Origin of the sequence: Vibrio sp. 10N.286.52.C3 (assembly GCF_041468865.1) — a bacterium.
GTDB lineage: Bacteria > Pseudomonadota > Gammaproteobacteria > Enterobacterales > Vibrionaceae > Vibrio > Vibrio crassostreae_C.
Map to the genome: position 1 here is coordinate 207,571 of NZ_JBFRJM010000001.1, position 19,668 is coordinate 227,238.

Below are 19,668 nucleotides of genomic sequence, written 5' to 3' on the forward strand. Positions count from 1 at the left end.
AAACATGGACTGAAACCCGCAATTTCTTACAGATTCCTAACTTAAGGGGCAAAAATTATATTATTACTGACCTGTTAAGCCACTTTCACCTCGGTAGATCACACGATCGTTACCACGGTAGATACCAAATGTGACGACGGTGGAGGGATCTTCATCGCCTAAGCCTCTCCAGTTGTAGCGCAGCCATGGTTGCTCTTGATCGCTGCCTGAGCAGGTAATAGGGTTTTCACCAGTTCTAGTGTTTGGTTCTGAGTCATCCATTCTTAACCACAAGCGGACTTGTTCACGAGGTGCATCTGTACCAGAAGGCGTGTTTTGGTTCGCTGTGACGCCTTCCTCTCCATCATCAACACTTCCACTACCATTAAGTGAAGCTAATGTAGTTTTCACTGCATTGCTGGTCCAAATGACTTGCTTACAAATATTTGAGCCATTGAATGTGCTGCGATCGTCATAGTCATTCACAACAAAGTCACTGCCATCCCAAAACTCAGCACGGAGTGGAATCGTCAAAGTACTACCTGAATTACCGCCAATATCATCTAGCGCTATTCGGCCATAGCGGGCTGGAGGTTGAATTGGGAAAGCTACCGAACTGGTAACAGGGTCAGAATCCGTAAATGACACCGGATCTGTTCCCTCGATTGTTAAGCCAAAGTTTGTAGTAGTCGAGTTAGCATCTGACGTATTAAACGGTGTGTCTCTGCGGCTAACACCATCTAAATCCACAACTCGTTGAAGCTCAGCTGCATTGTCATTAAGCAACCAATGTTTACGATCAGCCGACCATGTTCCAGAGCCCGTATCTAGCAAGAAGCCGTTATCAGTGTTGCTATCATCTAAAACACCAAACTTTGCTTGTAACTCTGTATTAAAGAACCGGTAATTATTAAGAACATTATCCGTATCACCTTCACCAGAAGCCATTGGATATACTTGGTGAACTGTAGAATCATAAGGTTGACTTAGGTATGCGATATCCTTTTGATTGGCGACATTCCATTCCGGAGTACCTTGCACAAAGTATTTAGGGTAAAAGCGGCCGATAGTTTTAGACCCAGTGACACCTGAATCACCATTTGGAGGGGCAATGGTGCTATAAAAGTTACCCGTTTCAATTGCAACCAATTCAAAACTTCCTACCTCTGAGTAGGTTAACCCATCAAGTTGGTACCCACCATTTGACTGATCACTAATTGAAATACTCGGAGATATCGTGTCGGGCATCAAATAGCCAAGTACACCCTCACTTGGTGTGTCTAAATAATGGGAAACACTGATCGAAGCTTGAGACACAAAATAATTCGAAGGAACACCTACATTATTTGAACATACGGAATTTACATTAGCTCCGGTAATCATGGGTTTCACGTCCACATCAAAGCTCTCCCCCGCTGCAACAAAGCCACTACTACTGGATTCTGTACTCGTTCCACTTGAATCGCTATCAGTACATACAGCAAACTCATAAGGTTTAGATTTGACAACAAAGCTACCAACCAACCCCGAACTTGCGGAATCAGGCTGTTCATAAATAGGACACCCTTCAATTTCAGAACAATCAAAGCTAGGATCATTGATAACTACATTAACTTGCCCAACATTGCTCCAATTTACTTCAGTTGTAGCACCACCATTATCAAAATTTAGATCTGTAACTGAGAAGTCATCAAGTGATCCATCTTCAGGGGTAGGCATTTCAAGAAAGTAATCTTTAGAAGCATCAAATGATAAGTTTTTAGTATAGCCATTTACTGGGCTAACAACGCCTTGATCACAAGCTTGAGCCGTCACCTCTACCACTAACTCTTGAGAGTCTTGAGCTGCATTCATATGTATTTGGCTTGGGCTTGTATCAAACTTATAGGGCACATAAAAAACTTGTGTCGATGTTGCGGGCTCTGAATCGTAGACTCCCCCAACACTGAAACTACCAACCGTATCAGAGTCTAAATACAAGGTTCGAATGCCACCATCAAACGTATAATCCGGAGTTTCACACGCATTGTTAGCTTCACCCGTACACCATCGCGTTCCCGTTGGGGTTACCGTCGCTTCAAACTGCTCATTAGAGTCGACCAATTCGCCATTCTCTTCTAGGCGAAACTCAACCGGAATTCGCTCACAGGTTAGGCTATATAATTGTTGAGGTTCTACAACCAATAATCCTTGCTGTACTGGGGGTTCACAAGAATAATCAGGTTTGATTATCGTTACACCATTATCAAGCACGGCTACTCTCGCTGTCACGGCACCATGAATAGCTGTCTGATTTAAATCTACAGTATCTGCGAGAATAAATCCTTTGAAAGTAGAGTTCCCAACGTCAAATATGACCTCACCTTTAGGAGCGTATATAATGGGATAAGCGAAGTCAGATTGTATATCAACTGCCAAGTTAAACTTCATACGTGTTATCACATTTATTTGAGAGTTGCCCTCAAAGGCATATACCAAATCTCCTGCATCATGCTCATAATTATCAAAGGTCACCGTGGAATTATCAGGAAAAACCAGTTCTACACCCGCCCCTCCACTAACTTTAACATCTGAGATATAACTGTCTTCATCTAAGACGACTCGAACTAGATTATAATCATTCCCCTGCTTGTTGATAACGAGCTTAGACAAGTTACTCTCAATGAAAACATCTATTGTTTCACCGTTAATTTGGTAAGAACATATCTCTGAGTCCGCTCCGCAGCTCTGCAAAATATCCGAAGCCTTGCCCGTAATGGTTAAACTTTCTGATGGATTTTTTTCTGCAATAGAGGTTACGTAACTGCCTTTAATCTTTCTTAATTCAAGTTGGCTATCATTATTACCAACATCACATTGATGTTCATCACACACTGGAAAATTATAAATATGATAAAACTCACTCGCATCATCAAAACCCAATAATAAAAAGTCATCTTTTGTTGTCCATTTATCATTAAAGAGCTCATAGCCTTCAGAGACCTTTTTTAAAGATTGATTAATATAGTTATTAGACCAGCCGCTAAATTTTGTTTGCTGGCTGGTAACCGTCAATGAGCTATTCACACCAGTCCAACTCTGAATGGGCTCGGGAAACAAGTTACACACGTTGGCAACAGGAACCACCTCAGGTAACTCAAACGCAAAGTAACCCACTTCTTCCGGAATATGCGTGCGGTCTCTAAAGTCCTCATCTACAACAAAGCTAACTTGGTTCGTGTTAATGTTACATCGACGTAGCCAGCCTCCGTGTCCACCAGCCCTCTCTTGTTTATTAGCTATGATCCCGTCAATATTCGTTAGAGAGGTGGTAGCATACTTATCCTCACAACCATCCAACATTGGGTCATTACCGCTTTGACTTGGCGTATCATACCCTCTTGCAAATTGAACCTTAAAACCATCAACATCAAGGTTAGTATTGGTGGCTAACGTCGCTAAAAACGCGATCTTCTCATCGTCATAATCATCGTTACTGCGGTGAGAAGCACTTAGCTCCAAAAACAAATCAATGTATGACGTTTCATCGGTTCGCCTAACCTTGCCAGAGGTCATCCATTTATCATTGTTATTTCGAGTTTGAATTTGATGCAATACCACCGGATTAGAAGAAAAGCCAGCTCCGCCAAAATCGCTATAAAGGACTCTATCATTACTATTTGAGCCTGATTTAGCACTGGCTGCATCGGTGTTCAAATAACCCGCTATGACTTCATGGCCATTAAAATCGGCCACACCGGGCTCAATCGCAAGGTAACTGACTTCTGTTATCGGTTGGCTATCTAAATCTGAACCACCGCCATTCTTTGGCGCCTTAATCTGCTTGATGGTCGCTTCGGTTTTGCTTACCTCGGTAACCATTAACGTTGCAGGAGCATCCGCGTCAGGGGCACTTGAATCAATGGTTGGCATCACAAACACCAGTGGCGTGTTGGTATAAGACTGAGTCAGTGGGATCTTACATTCTCCACCAGAGCACTGAACGATACCAAATTCATACTGAGCATCGTTTGAATAAACCGGCGGTGGCTCGATATCCGAGCTGTCACATTCTAGTTCAGTACTGTCCCCACTATTAATGTCGACGCTTTGCGGGTGAATACCTTTAAAGTCTGCGGGGTAATTGCCTAAAAAAGTAAAACCCTGCCCATCGTCAACGTAGTAGTCTGCGGTTCCGGCATCATTTCCCGCTCCCGGCTGATAAATCAGTTGAACACTATAGTCTCCCCCACCAACCATGTAACGAGGATCGCGAATAAAGGGCGTATCTCCCACCGTAGGCTCATTAATATCATTGGTCCAGATGGTGTATTCCGGGCGGTTATTTCCGGGCTCTTGCTCTGCAAACACAGATTCAACAAGCTGGGCGGAATTGATATTAAATGATATTTTAAATTCACCGCTCGGATCTACGTTACAAGTCGACGCTGTCGCGATCAAAGGGAATAGGCAGAAACAGGCAACTAAAATATATCTACATGCTTTCATCGTATTGACTCCTTCACCCAAACTTCTTGAATACGCTGTACTTGGTTGATACCTGAGCCACAAATGGCTGTTGATTCAATCTTAAAAAAACCAACATCATCTAAAATTCCGATCGGAGTACAAGTTAACTCTTCAACTGTACAGATAGTCGACATCCCACTGCTCACTTGATTTGAATTTAAGTTACCACACGCTGCACTAACACTTGTTGAAACCGCGGGAGATACAGTCAAAGGGTACACTTGAGTAAGTGCCCACTCATTCGCAGAGTGTGCTAGCAACCAAGCCTGTGTCCCAAGTTGCTTACGGGTCAATGTATCGTGATTTGACCATTGGACTTGCACTAGAGAAGTCGCGAGGAAGCCCATCACCACGATAACAAATACCGCGACGACCAAAACACTCCCTTGTTGAGATGATTTACTATGGCGCATTGAGTACCTGCACATCTTGTTGATAAACACTGATTTCGTTGTTTTGCTCAAGCACAAGTTCGATATGAATCACACCACCGCGCTGTAAGCTTGGCTCTTCGTAACGGAAGTTACTTTTTGTATAGTTAACGCTATCTGTGACCCTTACGCCATTACGCTCAATGACACCTTGTCCTTCGATAGTATTGTTCACTATACAGAAGCTGACATGATTGTTTTTTTCATAAATATAGTGTCGTTTTGCAATAGACTCACTCACAAGACTCAAAGCTGTAACACTGAAAGAGTTGGTATTCTGAACTGCACCCGAGACGTCAATTCGTTTATTGGACTCCACTGCCAAATCATTAAAACTACTTGGATTTATAATAAGATAATCTCCTACAGAGAGACTTGGGGCATCTTGACCAACAATGAAGTCCAATTGATTGCCTGGTTCATCGAAGTGATAAAAACCGGAATATTTGATCGAATAGAATGAAAGACACTTTCTATCAAAAGCAAGTGTAGGTAAAAAAGTCTGAACTTCAGTGAAGCTATTGGGAACTGCGTGGCTTATCTCTCGCGACATTTTCTCAACAACAAACTGCCCTTTTACTTGCACCTTTTGTCTATCGATAGTGTCGACATAACCTTTCATGCCATATTCAACAAAGCCTGCAATCGCTAGGCCAATGACGGCAACCACAACAATGGTTACGATCATTTCTATCAAAGTAAAACCACGTTGTTTCATTAGTAGTTCCCCTTGTAAGCAACCAAGCTATAACGGTTGTTACCACCAAATATCTGTAACTCAACGCGCTTCATCGTTCCAATTACATTGTCGTTAAGCCCGTCCATGTCTTCGTCATAAAACACCAAGACCTCAACACGGAAATTGGCATAACTGTCTTCGATGTTTTCATCTAGGATATTAGCAAGCGGATACTTCGTCGATGATACACATGCTGATTCAGTGGTATCGGTGTACCAGCATCCAATATAATCATCGACATCATTAAAAGCAGCAGGCGCAGTCTCTGCCCCATCCACTCCCAGTTCATTAGGGGCAGAACAAGCCGTCGCACCAACATCCCCACAACGCACCAGACCACCATCAAAATCACTGTGTTCATCAAAGCCGCGAGCTAAAATTTGATTCATCAAACTCTGGCCTAAGGCCACGGAACGGTTTTGATATTGTGGGTCTGCTGAACTTGCCACTTGTGGTGCTAAAAAACTACTAATCGTCACCATCGCAATACCCAGTACGATAATCACAACAATACTTTCAATCAGAGTAAAACCACGTGAGCGAATCATAGACACGCCCCTTCACTCACATAACCTTGAGAATTGATACACACACTGGCTTGGTTTTGCGCTGAGGTAATCAAGATGCTCACACCACTACTGGCGGTATCAAGCGGGTTACCGAGAAGATCAAACGTAATTTGTGACACTGAAGGTGTAGTACTAAACGAGACTTGATCAGCTACAACTAAATCGCTCCGAGAGTTAGGGTCACTAGCACTGCAACCTCTTGAACTACCAATACAACTAGCATTGATAGTTATGCGGCTGCGCAGACAAAGTTTTTGAAGATCAGGGTTACTCGTATCGTTACAGTAATTGTATAAGTTGGGGATATTGGTTTGAATGCGATTCACTTGAACCTGACGAATCACCGAGATAATTTGCTCTTGCGCAGTAAAAGTGGAATAGCTAGAAGTACCGACGAAGCGACTTGCGGCAAAGGTGGAAACAATACCGAGGATAATGATAACGATGATCAGCTCTACCAGAGTAAAGCCTTTGGGTGGGGGGCTGTTATCCATAATAAGTCTCTAACTGCCTAGCGAATACTGATTATACAAGATAACGAAACTAACGATCTTATGTATATGAATAGTTTTGATATTTATGTGCATTGGATAGAAAAAAGGCCAGCAGGAGCTGGCCTTAATATTAAATATTCAAGCTTATTGAATAGTACAAACACCAGCACTCACAACTGCATTCGCTGTTGCTTCAGCAACAGAGGTCGCTTCTTCGTATACAACACAACTATCAACGTAACCAACAATACCAAACAGCGCGTCGTCATTACTGGATTGACCAAGATATTCAAAATCTTCATCTTCGCCAACACCTTGAACAATAGCACCAATTGCAGCTGACGTTCCTGCTGGGTAACCAAAAACTGTAGCTACTGTAGTGTTATCGATAATAATAGAAGATGCACCGCTTGTCTCCGTACCATTAATTGCAGATTTACCATAAACAATACCAGCAGCACCTTGCATAGCACCGGCTAGACCTTCAAGCGTGGCATTTTTTGCATCATCTTGCAGGTTTAGGAAACGTGGTGCCGCAGTTACAGCAAGAATACCTAGAATAACAATTACAACCACTAGTTCGATTAGGGTGAAACCGCCTTGTCTTTTCATAGTTAAGCTCTCTCTATGTTTAATTTTACGCAGACTTACTGCAAAGTTACGGTCACACGACCAGTTTTAATTTCGTAAACAAATTCATGCTCGGTACTACCTTCTAATTGAACGTAAGTACAGGTTGCATCAGCTGAATTCGCTTGCGCTGAATATTTGTAATTTGAGTCATTAGCGACATCTGAAACCGCACCAACTTTAGGTGGGTTTTGCAGCAAGTTTTCCATCAACTCAGAACATGTTTCATCTGAAATATCTTGTGGCGCAGTGCTCGAATTGTTGTTCAGAGTCCACGGATAGCCGTCTCGAAAATCGGTATCGACGTTGTTACTGTTCTTTGATCTTGTTAACCAAAAATCAACACCATCATAATTTACAGTATTGTATGTTTCAACACCTATCTTCTCTGATGGCCTAGCTTCTGCTTCCCACTGTGCTCTTGCCGATAGTACTGCGGTTGCAAAGCCACCAGCAACACCTTCAATACTTGATTTCTTGGCTTCATCTGTCACATCGAGAAAGCGAGGTAAAGCAGCCACCGCCAATAAACCAACGACCACGATCACTATGACTAATTCGACAAGGGAGAAACCCTTTTGATTTTTAAGCATTTTCTACCTACTCATCTAATTACTAACGCGCATTATACATTTGCACACGTATAAAACCATAAAAACAGTGTCAATATTCTCACAAAGCCAAAATATTGGCTTTTACACTAAACCTTTCGCTTTCAAGTAATATATCTACCTGATATTTATCAGAATAATGATAACTACAGTGAAAGTGTATGTTATCACTTTTATCTTCAACACTTGGAGAGCTTAGCCCTAAAATGCTCCCTTGAGGATATAATTGATCCAGCCAATAATTACAGTCTCGCTCCGTACCTTGGATAGGCATTACCCACCCAGTTCTGCTGTAGATCTTTGGGGGTTCCGAGCCTTCTTCTTGCCCAGCACCCGATAACAAATATTGCTGTTTGAACAAATTGGCTTGCTCTAAAATCCGCTTGCTCGCGACGATAAATGCCGTGTTAGTCGCTTCTTCTTCTACCGTTTTGAATGCCGAAAGCACACCGACAATAAGAAAAAGAATAACCACTGTCCAAATAACAAAACGTGAGCGTTGTAGGTTATTTAGCATTCACTAGCCTTTGATCGCATCCAACATTCCCCACATCGGCAAGAAGATACCTAGCGCCAAAATCAGCACCATGCCTGCAACGATGGTTAACAAAATGGGTTCAATTCTGGCGGTTAAGGTTTTCAGATCGTAATCGACTTCGCGGTCATAAAAATCAGCCACTTCAAGTAATAGCTCATCAATACGACCCGTCTCTTCACCGACGGAGATCATTTGTATCACGAGCGGTGTGAAAATTTCGCTGTTAATCGCGGTCGACGAAACCGTACTACCGGCTTCAATGGCCGATTTCATGGCTTGAACTCGCAACTCTAGAAAACGGTTATCTAAAGCTTCCGCCGAAAGCGCTAGCGACTGGTTCAGTGGAACACCCGCTTTAAGCATCAAAGCAAAAGTACGCGAGAAGCGTGACAACAGTGCTCGATTCACTACCCCGCCAATGACCGGCATTTTTAAGCGTAATCGATCCCACTTTTCCAAGCCTTTGTCTGTCTTCACCCAAGCTTTAAAAGCGAAGATAAGACCAAAGATCACTCCAAGCATTAAGCCCCAGTAATTCACAAAGAACTCAGACATACCAATCAAGATACGAGTAGGCAGCGGCAAGTCGACACCAAAGCGCGCAAACATGCTTGAGAACTGTGGAATAACCTTGATGTTAAGAATGAACATTGCAATCAAGATAAAACTGATCACGAATGTTGGGTAACGCATCGCAGTCTTAATTCGTTTGCGAGTCTCAACTTCTTGTTCGTAATATCCAGCTAATTGCAGTAAAGCCTGATCTAGACGGCCTGTGTTTTCACCAACGCCAATCATCGAGACAAACAACGGACTGAATACCTTTGGGTGCATCTGCATTGACGCCGCTAAGCCGCGACCATTGGTTAGCTCAGCAACCACCTCTTCCAAGGCGGCTTTCAGCTGCTTATTTTCGCAGTTTTGAGTGAGGCCTTTCATCGATCTTAATAGTGGTACACCCGCTTTGGTTAGGCTGTATAACTGTCGACAAAACAGAACCAACACCTCTAACGGTACACTCGGAAAGAACAGACTCGATACATCCATATCTAAGACTGAACCACCACTTTTGCCCAGTTTGATAGAGGTTGGAATGATCCCTTTACTCATCAAGCTTTCAGCAGCAAGATCTTCGTTATTCGCGTCTAATTGCCCACTTACTTGACTACCATCAGAGCTGCGACCTACATAACGATACGTTGGCATATCATTCTACCCCTACAGATAAATTGGGTCAGTGGCACCGGACGCATCACCTTCGCCAAGATGCATTATCTCATCAAGACTCACGACACCTTGCAGAGCCAATTCCATCGCAGAAGCCAATAACGGTTTATAGTTTTCAGACTGTCTCGCCTTTTGAGCAAAACCTACCGCATCATTAGCTCTCAGCGCATCCATCATGTTTTGCTCTAGCTCCAACATTTCAAATACACCAATTCGCCCGCGGTAACCGGTTAAGTTACAGTTCTGGCAACCACGGCCTTTCATAAACGGCACACCTACTTGGTTAGGGAAACGGACGCTCAGCCATTGCTTGCGAGGTTCATCTAACTCATCCTCAACCTTACAATCTGTACACACTTTACGAACTAATCGCTGTGCGACTACTGCTCGAACAGCGCTCGCGACCAAGTAACCCGGAGCACCCATATCCATCATACGCAACGCGCTGTCTACCGCATCATTGGTATGTAACGTACTTAATACTAAGTGGCCGGTCAGTGCAGCTCTCAAGCCTATCTCAACGGTTTCGTGGTCACGCATCTCACCGATAAGAATAATATCGGGATCCTGACGTAGAAAGGTTCTCAAGATAGTAGAGAAATCGAGATTGATCTTAGGGTTTACCTGAACTTGATTCACACGAGGTAGGCGGTATTCCACCGGGTCTTCCGCAGTAATGATCTTTTTACCCGGTTCGTTTAATTCACTTAACGCGCCGTATAAGGTTGTTGTTTTACCTGAGCCGGTTGGTCCGGTAACCAAAATCATGCCATGTGGACGGCGCAATTGTTGACGCAGACGAACCAACAGATCACTCGGTATGCCCGACTCTTCTAGTTTACGTAGGCCTGCTGACTGGTTAAGAAGACGCATAACCACTGATTCACCGTGCTGTACCGGCATGGTCGACATACGAATATCAACCGACTGACCTTTAGCTCGGATATTAAATCGGCCGTCTTGAGGAAGACGTTTCTCTGAAATATCGAGGTTTGCCATCAGCTTCAAGCGCAGTACAAGTGCTGAAGCAATATTCACTTCATTCAGCAATGTTTCATGCAGCACACCATCAATACGCTGACGAAGACGCAATACGTTTGAATCTGGCTCGATATGGATATCCGAAGCACCAACCTGAATAGCATCTTCAAATAGTGAGTTGATCAGCTTAACGACGGTAACTTCATCACTGTCTTCTTCAGCGATATCGAAATCAAAAGCATCATTAACTTGGTGTTCAGCGTGAAGTTGCTCAGCAAACGAGGCAATCTCTTTGGTTCTTCGATAATAGCGATCGAAGCCATCAACCAATTGCCTTTCTTGAGCAACAACGAATTCAAGCGCGTAATCGCCGAGCTGACCAAGCAAAGACTCTTGGGCAAACAGATCCGCAGGGTCACTCATTGCAACACGCAAAGTGTCACCTTGGCGTCCAATAACCAATGCACGAAGGCGACGAGCATGTACTTCGGGTAAAAGCTGTACTGCTTCAACATCGACAACGGCTCGGCTTAAATCAATAAGAGGAATCGCTAACTGCTGCGACAAAAAGCTCAGCATTTGCTGTTCTGACAAGAAGCCAAGCTCAATTAGCGCATCACCCAGCTTACGCCCAGTACTTTTCTGAGCGGCCAGTGCTTGTTCAACTTGAGCCTCAGTGATAATGCCTTCTTCGACAAGCAAATCACCAAGTCTTTTTCTTAATCTAATTTGCATCGCCGCTCTCCTCTAAAGCATTGAGTATTTTTAACCGGTCACGCACAAAGCTTTGTGATTGAGATGAGATACCGACTCTGGTTAACGCACCTTGGTATGACGCTTTAGCAGCTGTGAAATCGAGTTGACGTTCTTGCTGAATCGCTAAGCCTAACCACCAGCGAGCATTATCTGAATCGACCTCAACCAACTTTTGGTAACTTTCCAATGCCACTTCTTCTTGCTGACTCTTTTGACTCAAGGCCGCACGCATCGCCAAATAATTTTGGGTAGGGTTCGGTGGTAAATGTATTAACGGACTTAAAGCCGCTTCTGATTGATTCGCTTTTACCAGCAGTTTTGATAACCCTAAACGCAGTTTTTCACTGTTGATGTTGAGCTTGATACCAGACTGATAAAGCTCATAGGCTTTGCGAGTATCGCCTTTACCAAAATAGAGAATCGCAAGTTTCTGACGGACATCTTCATTTCGTGGCGTGTAGCGTAGAGCTTCAGTGTAGCCCTTCAACGCACCAGTAAGATCGTTCGCATCAAGCGCTTTCTGAGCTCGACCTTGTGCATTCACAGATAGCTGTTCCGGAGTTAACTCAACCTGTTCGATCAACATTCCGCTATTTTCTGAATCACCAGAGGCTACAGGCTCATTAGAGATAGACGCAGGATCTTTTTTGGCCACACTAGCAACGTAAACTGGTTGGGGGATGTCAGTCCTAATCGTTTTAGGCGTGCTTAGAGGTTTAGCCGGTGTTTGTTGTTTTGTCGCTTTTGGGGCAGACATAACAACTGATTCGGAAACACTAGGCTTAGATTGAGCGCTTTTTGCCATCGCAGTGTTTTCTGTTGAAAGGATCGCAGAGTCTAGTGTCACCAATTTCTTAGTTGGCGATGAGATAGGTTGAGCAACTTCCTGAATGCCATTTGAATCATCAACGACAGAGACTTGAACCTGTAAATCTCGAGTTGAGATTGACTGCTCAACAATAGACTGATCAATCACAGGGCCTTGCGATATCGCCCAGCCGCCCATCGCTAAACTCAAAGTAAAACCCGCAACAACCCAAACTAGGGGGGAACGCGTTTTTACTTTAGGTACGACTGCCGCTTCAATCGAAGTCGCTGATTTTTTCTTTGCCAATTTAGACAAGGCGTTGTTAATGACGCTCATAATTAATTCCAACCCCACAGTATTGGCGTTTTAAATTTAGGCTTACACACATCGTACGTTTCATGCATAGCTGAAAAAAGATGTTGGTTGTCGATACTTTTCTTATCTTCACTGAACGAAAGCAATAGAGCCTTATGGCAAAGTTGGTTTATCAATCTAGGGATACCTAACGACGAACGACAGATCGCCTTTTTTTGATTCAAGCTGAATAACTCAGGGCTACCACCAGATTTAGCGATTCGATTATCAATATAAGCCACCGTTTCATCGAGATTCAGCGGTCTCAGTGTCGAACTAAATGTGATTCTTTGGCGAAACTGCCTTAGGTGGTACGCCTCTAATCGAGCATCCAATTCTGGCTGACCTAATAGAACAATCTGCAGCAGTTTTTTATCTTCCGTTTCAAGGTTACCAAACAACCTTAATGTTTCGAGCGCTTCATCCGATAGAGCCTGAGCTTCATCAAGAATAGCCACCACTCTTAAACCAGAATTGTGCAATTCAATGAGCTTATGCTGAATGTTATCAACCAAGGTTGCTTCATTATCGACAGCTAAACCAAGCTCTGTTGCAACCGCCTGGCGCAAGTCTGCCCCTGATAACACAGGGTTTGGTAAGTAGATCAGAGCTGTACAGTCATGTAGGTGATTGACCAACATTCGGCAAACCATGGTTTTTCCAGTGCCTACCTCTCCGGTCACCTTAATCACGCCCTCGCCCATTTCCAACGCCGAGATTACCGTCTGAATCGCTTCGAAATGAGGCGCTAAACCATAGAAGAAATCGGTATTCGGCGTTAAGGTAAATGGCAGTTGTTCAAAACCAAAGTGAGCTTGATACATACGACGACCTAGCTTAGTGAGACACTGCCACTCTATATTGAGAAAGTAAGCAATTACTCTTCATCAGGGAACCACTGCTGAAGAAGATCACGTGAACGCTCCAACTCATTTTGCCAAGTATTCACACCCACGATCGTTGGCTTAAGTAAGATCACGAGCTCAGTTTTTTGCGTTAACTGATTGGTATTACGGAACAAATGACCTAAGGCTGGAATATCACCGAGGAATGGAACTTTAGAGGTCACATCACTGGTGTTGGATTTCATCAAACCACCAATAACAACCACATCGCCATCTCGAGCTCGAATCACTGAGTCAGACTCACGAATAGAGCTTTTCGCCAAAGGAAGCTGCACCACACCCGTTGTAGAACCAAGGTTGAGCTCTTTCACTTCTTCCTCGACCTCAATAACGGCTGGGTGAACATGTAAGAATACGCTACCTTTATCATCTATCTGAGGGGTCACATCTAAGGAGATACCCGAAAAGAACGGAGTTAACTCAACCTCAGGTGCGACGTTCGCGTTGTCACCACTGCCTACCGCGCTAGATAAATCCGTCACGTAGTATTCGTCAGTACCCACTTTGATAACCGCTTTCTGGTTGTTTGCAGCTGTGACTCGTGGGCTTGATAGAACGTTCAGGTCACCTTGAGTATCCATAAAGCTCAATACCGCTTCAAAACTGCCATCTGAGATCGTTACGTTGGTTTGCCCGCCTAACAAAGAGCTGATCGCATCTAATGGAGGCAAAGTTCCACCAGGTCGATCAATTACCACACCGCCGCTGCCAATCGACTTAGATAAATTAGACCAGCTAATACCTTGTTGGTAACCATCACTCAAGGTTACTTCCATGATTTTGGCTTCTAGGATAACTTGACGCTGCAGGCGTTTTTGAGAAATACCTAAGAACTCTCGAACCTCACGAATTTCGTCAGGGTAAGCACGCACTGTAATCACACTCGCTTGCGGGGTCACGACAACGCTTTGCCCATCGCCCGAGCCAATTAAGTGAGCAACCGCCGCTTCAAGCTGTGGCCAAAAATCACTTTCAGAGGTCGTTTCAATCTCTGTACCACCATTCGATGTCGAGTTTGATGAATTAGAAGAGTTAGATGAATTTGACGAGTTTGAGTTCGAGTTTGAAGAGCTCGATGAATTCGAATCTGAGTTAGAGATCGTGCCGGTGGTGATCGTCGTTAGTGAGCGACCAGAACGCTTAACTTGTAAGTAATCGACAGGGATCGTTACGGTGCGAAGACCGGCAGGATAAACTTGAATCACTTTGCCACGCTTTTCAATATCGTAGCCATACATATCTTGAGCAACAGCCAGTACCTCATCTAACGTCACGTCCGTTAGATTAAGCGTAAGGTTTCCAGACACACTTGGGTGAATAGCCGCACTATATTCCGTACCTTTCACTAAGCTGGCAAAGAAAGTTCTCGCTTCAACGCCTTTTGCCTGAATACGAAAACGCTTAACCGTTTCCATCCCCGGAGACATCGAGTCAGAATTAAGCTGAGGCATAAGGTCATCTTGAACCGACGAAGGCAGCTCATGAAGCGCTCTGCTATTGGCTTCATTAATTGATTCGTTTAAAGACTCTTTAATCTCAACAGGATCTCTATGCCCCATCGAACAGCCGACTAAAGATGACACTAGGATTGCTACTACAAGTTTACGCATGTCTTCACTCTAACCTTAATTATTCTTAACATCTAAAGAGAACATCTCTAATTTCCACTGCTTAGAGCTTCTCTGCAGAGTGACGTATTCTGGATCTATGTTCTTAACTCGGTACCCTCTGATCGTTTCCCCTTGTCCGAGAATCTGACCATTCATAATCGCATAGCAAGGCGTATCTCCCTTACACACGATGCTTTCTAAAGAAGGCAAGCGATAACGAGTTGGTGCTTTCTTAGCAGGCGCCGTTTTCTGTTGAGGTGAAAGCCAGCCTAATGGCGCCGTGGGATCTTGCTCAGCCCACACAAAAGAGCTACTAAATAGCAAGGACAACAAAAGAGTTCTAACCACCGATAAACTCCTGTCTAGTACCTAATGTGTAAACCTCGAACACCAGTCGAGCTTTAGGATATTCTTCTACTGAGTATTCAAATGTGCGCCAGTAGTAACTCACAGGTAGAGACTCAAGTGCTTGAAGGTAACCTGAGATATCAAAGTAACTGCCGGTTAGCTCCATTCTTACAGGGTGAAGAAAGTAGCCTGAATATTCGCTGGTCTCTTTATTGTTCGAAATCGCTTCTGGTTTTAATGACTCTAGCGATTCAAGCTTTAGTCCATTACCGGCGTTAAGAACGCTCTCCAGTAACTGCGACATTTGAGAAGGTGTGATTAATCCATCAACAATCTGAGAAAGCTGAAGAGAGAGATCTTGGCTCTCCACCAGCAGCTTTTTGTACTCTCGATTAATTTCTTTGTCTGGGTCTTTGTTTAACTGAGCTTGCAGAACAAGTAACTCACCTTGCTGCCTTTGATTCGATTGAGTCAGGCTGCTCGCCTTGGCATTTTTAGCTTGTAGATCGAGATACGCAGGCTCAACCAATAAGGTGAACAACAACATCGATAGGCCAACAAAACCACACACAAAAAGTAGCCATTTTTCTCTTTGACTTAATGCAAGAAACTTATCGCTCAGCTGGTTCCACTGCTGCATTATTTACTCTCCCGACGAGTACTTAGCTCAAACGTCACCACATCCTGATCATTACGGCCAATTTTTAGTTTTTCAAAAGTGCGTCCGACTAAATTAAGCTCACTTTTAAACTGACCAATCCAGTTCGGAACGACATTTGCGTTACGAGCCAAGCCACTAAGATCTAAAGTATCGTGGGTCATGTAGATGTGCGAAAGAGAAATGTCATTTCGGCCTAATTTAGCTAAGGAATTCATGACGCCAGAATACCCGACTTGTTGGGATTCGTCGTATTGTCCAACAGCCTTCAAAGCCTCTTTTTTAGCCTCAGTCTCACGTTTGAGACGCGCAACCGCCGCGACTTTCTCTGGAGACGGTTTATGCTGAGTTAACTTACTATTCAATTGGTTAACTTGCTTGTTAAGTTGATTCGAGTCTTGTTGCAGGGCTGTTAGCTCTTTATCTAGATTAGAAACTTGATACTGCATTGCGAAGTAACCACCAAGCATCAAAACACAAATTACTCCCCAGCTCGCAACAACATTGGTCAGCGTAAAATATTCTTTTTTAGGCTTAAGGTGTTCAGGGTAAAGATTGACCTTAAACGTCTCTTTTTCAGCTGCAAGTTTAAGCAACAAACTCTCTGAATTATCACGCTCACCTTCAACCAACAGTGAAACTGTCGAGCTCAATGTACTGTTTAAGGCACTTTGTAACTCTGCTTCATCTTCTTCGTCACAACAGATTTTAAGCTGGTGAAGCTGGGTGCCTTTAATTTGAGAAGAAAGGTAATCAATCGAGCGTTGAAGCTCTAAAGCGAGGCCATCTAACTGCAGAGCACTTGACGCAACACCCGTTAAAGGTGGCACAACACTGCGGATGGTTCTTTGAAAACAAACGGTATTTTCGACAAACGCACCCAATTTAAAGTGTGAATTGACGCTACGTTGTAAAAGAATGAAATTAGACAGTTCGCCTGCACTGTAACCCCAGATTTCATCTTCAGGAGCAACACCTATTAATTCAACCTGAGCCGAATTAGTGATATTCAAAAGCTTGTCCAACAGCTTTTTAGGCAGGACATATACTTGCAGCTTGTTCGACGTTGGTAACGCGACCGCACTCGCAGTAATTTCCGTGACTCTTTCTGAAACAAGATCTTTGAGTAAAAAAGGCAGTGCTACCGACCATTCACTCTCTGGAATGTCCGGTTTATCAATTTGGTAGGTTTGGTAGTAGTTAGCACAGACAATCAGTTGGACGCTATTACTGGTAAACGCCTCACTGCTAAGCGATTTTTTTAGCGCACTCTCCCAGTCCCCATTAACCACGGGAATGCTGGCTACTTGAGGATCTTGTTCTGTCGATGAAATATAAATGGCGTCATTGCCCAGCAAGACAACTTGCGAGCTACCTTTATTATTCGTTGGCTTTATTTTGTCTAAAATCGCTTTAAAATTCATTCTTAACTACTACTCTTACGCCATCGATTTCTTCGTCCAACTTTGACAACAGATTCCGCTTTCGCGGCTTTTTCTGCTTGATTAGGCAAAGGGATAATTTGTTGTTCTTCGTCGAAATATCTCCCTTGATAGCCGTTAATGCCTAACTCTATCAAGGTATTCTTTTCTTGTTTTGTCTCGACTCCAACGGCAATAACTTGAGTTGGAGAATCACCACACGCCCCAATTAAGCTGCGAACAAACAGTTGGTTCTCATGCCTTTGGTCGATTTTCTTTATTAGGCTTCGATGAAGCTTAATATAATTAACCTTCAAATCCTTTATATAGTGAGTGCTAACAATGGTTCGCCCAGCTTGGCCAACCACAACTTTACACCCTAAACCTCGCAACATCTTTGCCACCGGTCTCATATAATCAAGATGAGCAATCAAGTGCCCTTCTGGAAACTCAAACGCAAGCTGAGAGCGGTGTTGAGCAGAGAGCTGTAACAACTCACTCCTAAACCACTTAAAGTGCTGTTTATTAGCAAACGGGGTAACATTCAGATTCACTGAATAGTTGATAGGTTGAGTTGATTCTTTCAACGATTTCAACACAACCTTTAGAACCGATTGGTCCATTTGAGCTTGATAACCCACTTGCTCTACCGCAGGCATAAATCGAGACGATTTCAATAAACCTTTGTCAGGATCCTGAATTCTAGTAAATATTTCTCTATGCAATTCATCAACTTGACCAGATTCCGGCATAAGATAACACCGCTGAGCAAAGATTACTAAATTTTCAGGAAGCAGCGCTTTATCAAGTAATGTTCTCCAACGAACACTGCCTCTATCAAGCTCATTCTTATTCTCTTTCGGGTAACGGCTCCAGTTATTAATACGCTCTAACTGAGCACTCTTTAGTGCCGTTTCCGTTTCATCCATGATCTGGCTATGACGCTCACCTTCGGTATACATGGTCACACCAATATGACACCAGTTATCCGACTCTAAAGGCTCTGGCGGAGTTAGCTTATCTAACTGCCTTAAACACTGAGCAGCCAAGGTCGCAATATCTTTTGCGCCCTGATGAGGGATAAATACAGCAAAGTCCGCTTCGTAATAGCGAGAAAAAATGACATCGGGATAGCGTTGAACGATATTCGACAGTACTTCACCGACTTCAATAATAAAGCCGTCTGTGGTTTGCTTATCGTTAGCATCACTAACTTGCTCCCATTCGTCGATACGTATCAGTAACACACCGCCTCGAGCACCACTTTCATGCAGTGCCGATTCCAGCTTATTATCGAATAAAACTCGGTTTGCCGTTCCCGTGAGTTTATCTAGGAAAGTATGGGTACGAATAAAGGTATCAAAGCGACTTCGTTCTTGACGAGCATCTTGTAGCTCTTCAATCAATACATCTAAGGCTTCGCTTGCGGTATAAGGCCACTCTCGCTCATCTCCCTTTGCATGAGCTTCAACCTGACCGGCCAAGATCATTCTTCCTCGCTCTTCCAAGATTTCAGAACCCATGAGTTGTTCTTTCAACCAACGAACACCGCGAGCAAGACAGAACAGAACCAATGCGACAGCCAAAGTAATTGACCACATCGCTTCCATTGAGTAGTTGTAGCCAATATAAGGAGGAAGTGCTTTAAATTCGATTCGGTAGCCTTCATTACGCTCTAAAATGAAGCTTTTCTCATAAAGACGATTGGGATCAATTTGTGGGGAGGTATCTTTGAAACGATAAACGATGCCGGTCTTGTTCGAGAGTTTCATCTCAACAATATTGCTCGCCTGCAACATCTTAGGCATCCAACGCTGCATTGAATACGCGGCGTCAGGGTCTTCCATCTCTTTATCTACAACGTCGACAATGCCAACCAAATAATGGTCTAAATATTCCTGTCCAATACGCTTAAAGGAAAGTGTGCCACCAATAAAAAGAATGAACATCGCGCTGATCACTATCACGGTGACAAATGCGACCAATCGAGTGCTCAATTTTAGTGTCGGGGTATATCTCATGAATAACGAAATCCTTTTCAACTCACATTATACCGTATTGCTACTTATACTATAAATTGACGTTGTAAATAAAGCGTTA

At 43.5% G+C, this 19,668-nt stretch carries 17 protein-coding genes; all 17 read right to left on the reverse strand.

Features of this window, described 5'->3' with window-relative positions; all coding sequences use genetic code 11:
- Positions 1-63: 63 nt before the first annotated feature.
- Positions 64-4,467 carry a DUF6701 domain-containing protein gene (locus AB4138_RS00850; protein WP_372304666.1) on the reverse strand — a complete coding sequence of 1,468 codons (4,404 nt, stop codon included), beginning with the start codon at positions 4,465-4,467 and terminating at the stop codon, positions 64-66.
- A complete protein-coding gene (locus AB4138_RS00855; RefSeq protein ID WP_102398237.1) occupies positions 4,464-4,901 on the reverse strand; it encodes an MSHA biogenesis protein MshP in 438 nt (145 codons plus the stop codon). The genes AB4138_RS00850 and AB4138_RS00855 overlap by 4 nt, the downstream gene beginning before the upstream one ends.
- Positions 4,891-5,637, reverse strand: a complete 747-nt coding sequence (locus tag AB4138_RS00860) for a prepilin-type N-terminal cleavage/methylation domain-containing protein (protein ID WP_102398236.1) — start codon at positions 5,635-5,637, stop codon at positions 4,891-4,893. The genes AB4138_RS00855 and AB4138_RS00860 overlap by 11 nt, the downstream gene beginning before the upstream one ends.
- Positions 5,637-6,206: a prepilin-type N-terminal cleavage/methylation domain-containing protein gene (locus tag AB4138_RS00865; protein ID WP_102398235.1), complete on the reverse strand. Its 570-nt coding sequence runs from the start codon at positions 6,204-6,206 to the stop codon at positions 5,637-5,639. Before AB4138_RS00865 ends, AB4138_RS00860 begins: the two co-directional genes overlap by 1 nt.
- Positions 6,203-6,721, reverse strand: a complete 519-nt coding sequence (locus AB4138_RS00870) for a prepilin-type N-terminal cleavage/methylation domain-containing protein (protein WP_372304668.1) — start codon at positions 6,719-6,721, stop codon at positions 6,203-6,205. Before AB4138_RS00870 ends, AB4138_RS00865 begins: the two co-directional genes overlap by 4 nt.
- Before the next feature lie 144 nt (positions 6,722-6,865).
- Complete coding sequence (locus tag AB4138_RS00875; protein ID WP_050645581.1) at positions 6,866-7,333, reverse strand: type II secretion system protein; 468 nt, start codon at positions 7,331-7,333, stop codon at positions 6,866-6,868.
- A gap of 35 nt (positions 7,334-7,368) precedes the next feature.
- Positions 7,369-7,944: a prepilin-type N-terminal cleavage/methylation domain-containing protein gene (locus AB4138_RS00880; RefSeq protein WP_065584677.1), complete on the reverse strand. Its 576-nt coding sequence runs from the start codon at positions 7,942-7,944 to the stop codon at positions 7,369-7,371.
- A gap of 79 nt (positions 7,945-8,023) precedes the next feature.
- Complete coding sequence (locus AB4138_RS00885; RefSeq protein ID WP_017061352.1) at positions 8,024-8,479, reverse strand: hypothetical protein; 456 nt, start codon at positions 8,477-8,479, stop codon at positions 8,024-8,026.
- 3 nt (positions 8,480-8,482) lie between these two features.
- On the reverse strand, positions 8,483-9,706 hold the full coding sequence (locus tag AB4138_RS00890; RefSeq protein WP_017061351.1) for a type II secretion system F family protein: 1,224 nt from the start codon (positions 9,704-9,706) through the stop codon (positions 8,483-8,485).
- A gap of 12 nt (positions 9,707-9,718) precedes the next feature.
- Positions 9,719-11,443, reverse strand: a complete 1,725-nt coding sequence (locus tag AB4138_RS00895) for a GspE/PulE family protein (protein WP_017061350.1) — start codon at positions 11,441-11,443, stop codon at positions 9,719-9,721.
- A complete protein-coding gene (locus tag AB4138_RS00900; protein ID WP_372304670.1) occupies positions 11,433-12,608 on the reverse strand; it encodes a tetratricopeptide repeat protein in 1,176 nt (391 codons plus the stop codon). Before AB4138_RS00900 ends, AB4138_RS00895 begins: the two co-directional genes overlap by 11 nt.
- Positions 12,609-12,610: 2 nt before the next feature.
- Positions 12,611-13,450 carry an ExeA family protein gene (locus AB4138_RS00905; RefSeq protein WP_017061348.1) on the reverse strand — a complete coding sequence of 280 codons (840 nt, stop codon included), beginning with the start codon at positions 13,448-13,450 and terminating at the stop codon, positions 12,611-12,613.
- Between the two features lie 53 nt (positions 13,451-13,503).
- Positions 13,504-15,141 (reverse strand): pilus (MSHA type) biogenesis protein MshL, encoded by a 1,638-nt coding sequence (mshL, locus tag AB4138_RS00910; RefSeq protein ID WP_017065932.1) that lies wholly within the window; start codon positions 15,139-15,141, stop codon positions 13,504-13,506.
- Between the two features lie 15 nt (positions 15,142-15,156).
- A complete protein-coding gene (locus AB4138_RS00915; RefSeq protein WP_017061346.1) occupies positions 15,157-15,489 on the reverse strand; it encodes a hypothetical protein in 333 nt (110 codons plus the stop codon).
- Positions 15,482-16,129 (reverse strand): type 4a pilus biogenesis protein PilO, encoded by a 648-nt coding sequence (gene pilO, locus AB4138_RS00920; RefSeq protein WP_372304672.1) that lies wholly within the window; start codon positions 16,127-16,129, stop codon positions 15,482-15,484. The genes AB4138_RS00915 and pilO overlap by 8 nt, the downstream gene beginning before the upstream one ends.
- Positions 16,129-17,571 carry an MSHA biogenesis protein MshI gene (locus AB4138_RS00925; protein ID WP_017061344.1) on the reverse strand — a complete coding sequence of 481 codons (1,443 nt, stop codon included), beginning with the start codon at positions 17,569-17,571 and terminating at the stop codon, positions 16,129-16,131. The genes pilO and AB4138_RS00925 overlap by 1 nt, the downstream gene beginning before the upstream one ends.
- A gap of 2 nt (positions 17,572-17,573) precedes the next feature.
- Positions 17,574-19,589 carry an RNase E specificity factor CsrD gene (csrD, locus tag AB4138_RS00930; protein ID WP_372304674.1) on the reverse strand — a complete coding sequence of 672 codons (2,016 nt, stop codon included), beginning with the start codon at positions 19,587-19,589 and terminating at the stop codon, positions 17,574-17,576.
- Positions 19,590-19,668: the final 79 nt, after the last annotated feature.

What these genes read in the sequence shown, in the direction of transcription:
- AB4138_RS00850 (WP_372304666.1), bottom strand. Translation starts at nt 4,467, where the DNA reads ATGAAAGCATGTAGATATATTTTAGTTGCCTGTTTCTGCCTATTCCCT.
- AB4138_RS00855 (WP_102398237.1), bottom strand. Translation starts at nt 4,901, where the DNA reads ATGCGCCATAGTAAATCATCTCAACAAGGGAGTGTTTTGGTCGTCGCG.
- AB4138_RS00860 (WP_102398236.1), bottom strand. Translation starts at nt 5,637, where the DNA reads ATGAAACAACGTGGTTTTACTTTGATAGAAATGATCGTAACCATTGTT.
- AB4138_RS00865 (WP_102398235.1), bottom strand. Translation starts at nt 6,206, where the DNA reads ATGATTCGCTCACGTGGTTTTACTCTGATTGAAAGTATTGTTGTGATT.
- AB4138_RS00870 (WP_372304668.1), bottom strand. Translation starts at nt 6,721, where the DNA reads ATGGATAACAGCCCCCCACCCAAAGGCTTTACTCTGGTAGAGCTGATC.
- AB4138_RS00875 (WP_050645581.1), bottom strand. Translation starts at nt 7,333, where the DNA reads ATGAAAAGACAAGGCGGTTTCACCCTAATCGAACTAGTGGTTGTAATT.
- AB4138_RS00880 (WP_065584677.1), bottom strand. Translation starts at nt 7,944, where the DNA reads ATGCTTAAAAATCAAAAGGGTTTCTCCCTTGTCGAATTAGTCATAGTG.
- AB4138_RS00885 (WP_017061352.1), bottom strand. Translation starts at nt 8,479, where the DNA reads ATGCTAAATAACCTACAACGCTCACGTTTTGTTATTTGGACAGTGGTT.
- AB4138_RS00890 (WP_017061351.1), bottom strand. Translation starts at nt 9,706, where the DNA reads ATGCCAACGTATCGTTATGTAGGTCGCAGCTCTGATGGTAGTCAAGTA.
- AB4138_RS00895 (WP_017061350.1), bottom strand. Translation starts at nt 11,443, where the DNA reads ATGCAAATTAGATTAAGAAAAAGACTTGGTGATTTGCTTGTCGAAGAA.
- AB4138_RS00900 (WP_372304670.1), bottom strand. Translation starts at nt 12,608, where the DNA reads ATGAGCGTCATTAACAACGCCTTGTCTAAATTGGCAAAGAAAAAATCA.
- AB4138_RS00905 (WP_017061348.1), bottom strand. Translation starts at nt 13,450, where the DNA reads ATGTATCAAGCTCACTTTGGTTTTGAACAACTGCCATTTACCTTAACG.
- mshL (WP_017065932.1), bottom strand. Translation starts at nt 15,141, where the DNA reads ATGCGTAAACTTGTAGTAGCAATCCTAGTGTCATCTTTAGTCGGCTGT.
- pilO (WP_372304672.1), bottom strand. Translation starts at nt 16,129, where the DNA reads ATGCAGCAGTGGAACCAGCTGAGCGATAAGTTTCTTGCATTAAGTCAA.
- AB4138_RS00925 (WP_017061344.1), bottom strand. Translation starts at nt 17,571, where the DNA reads ATGAATTTTAAAGCGATTTTAGACAAAATAAAGCCAACGAATAATAAA.
- csrD (WP_372304674.1), bottom strand. Translation starts at nt 19,589, where the DNA reads ATGAGATATACCCCGACACTAAAATTGAGCACTCGATTGGTCGCATTT.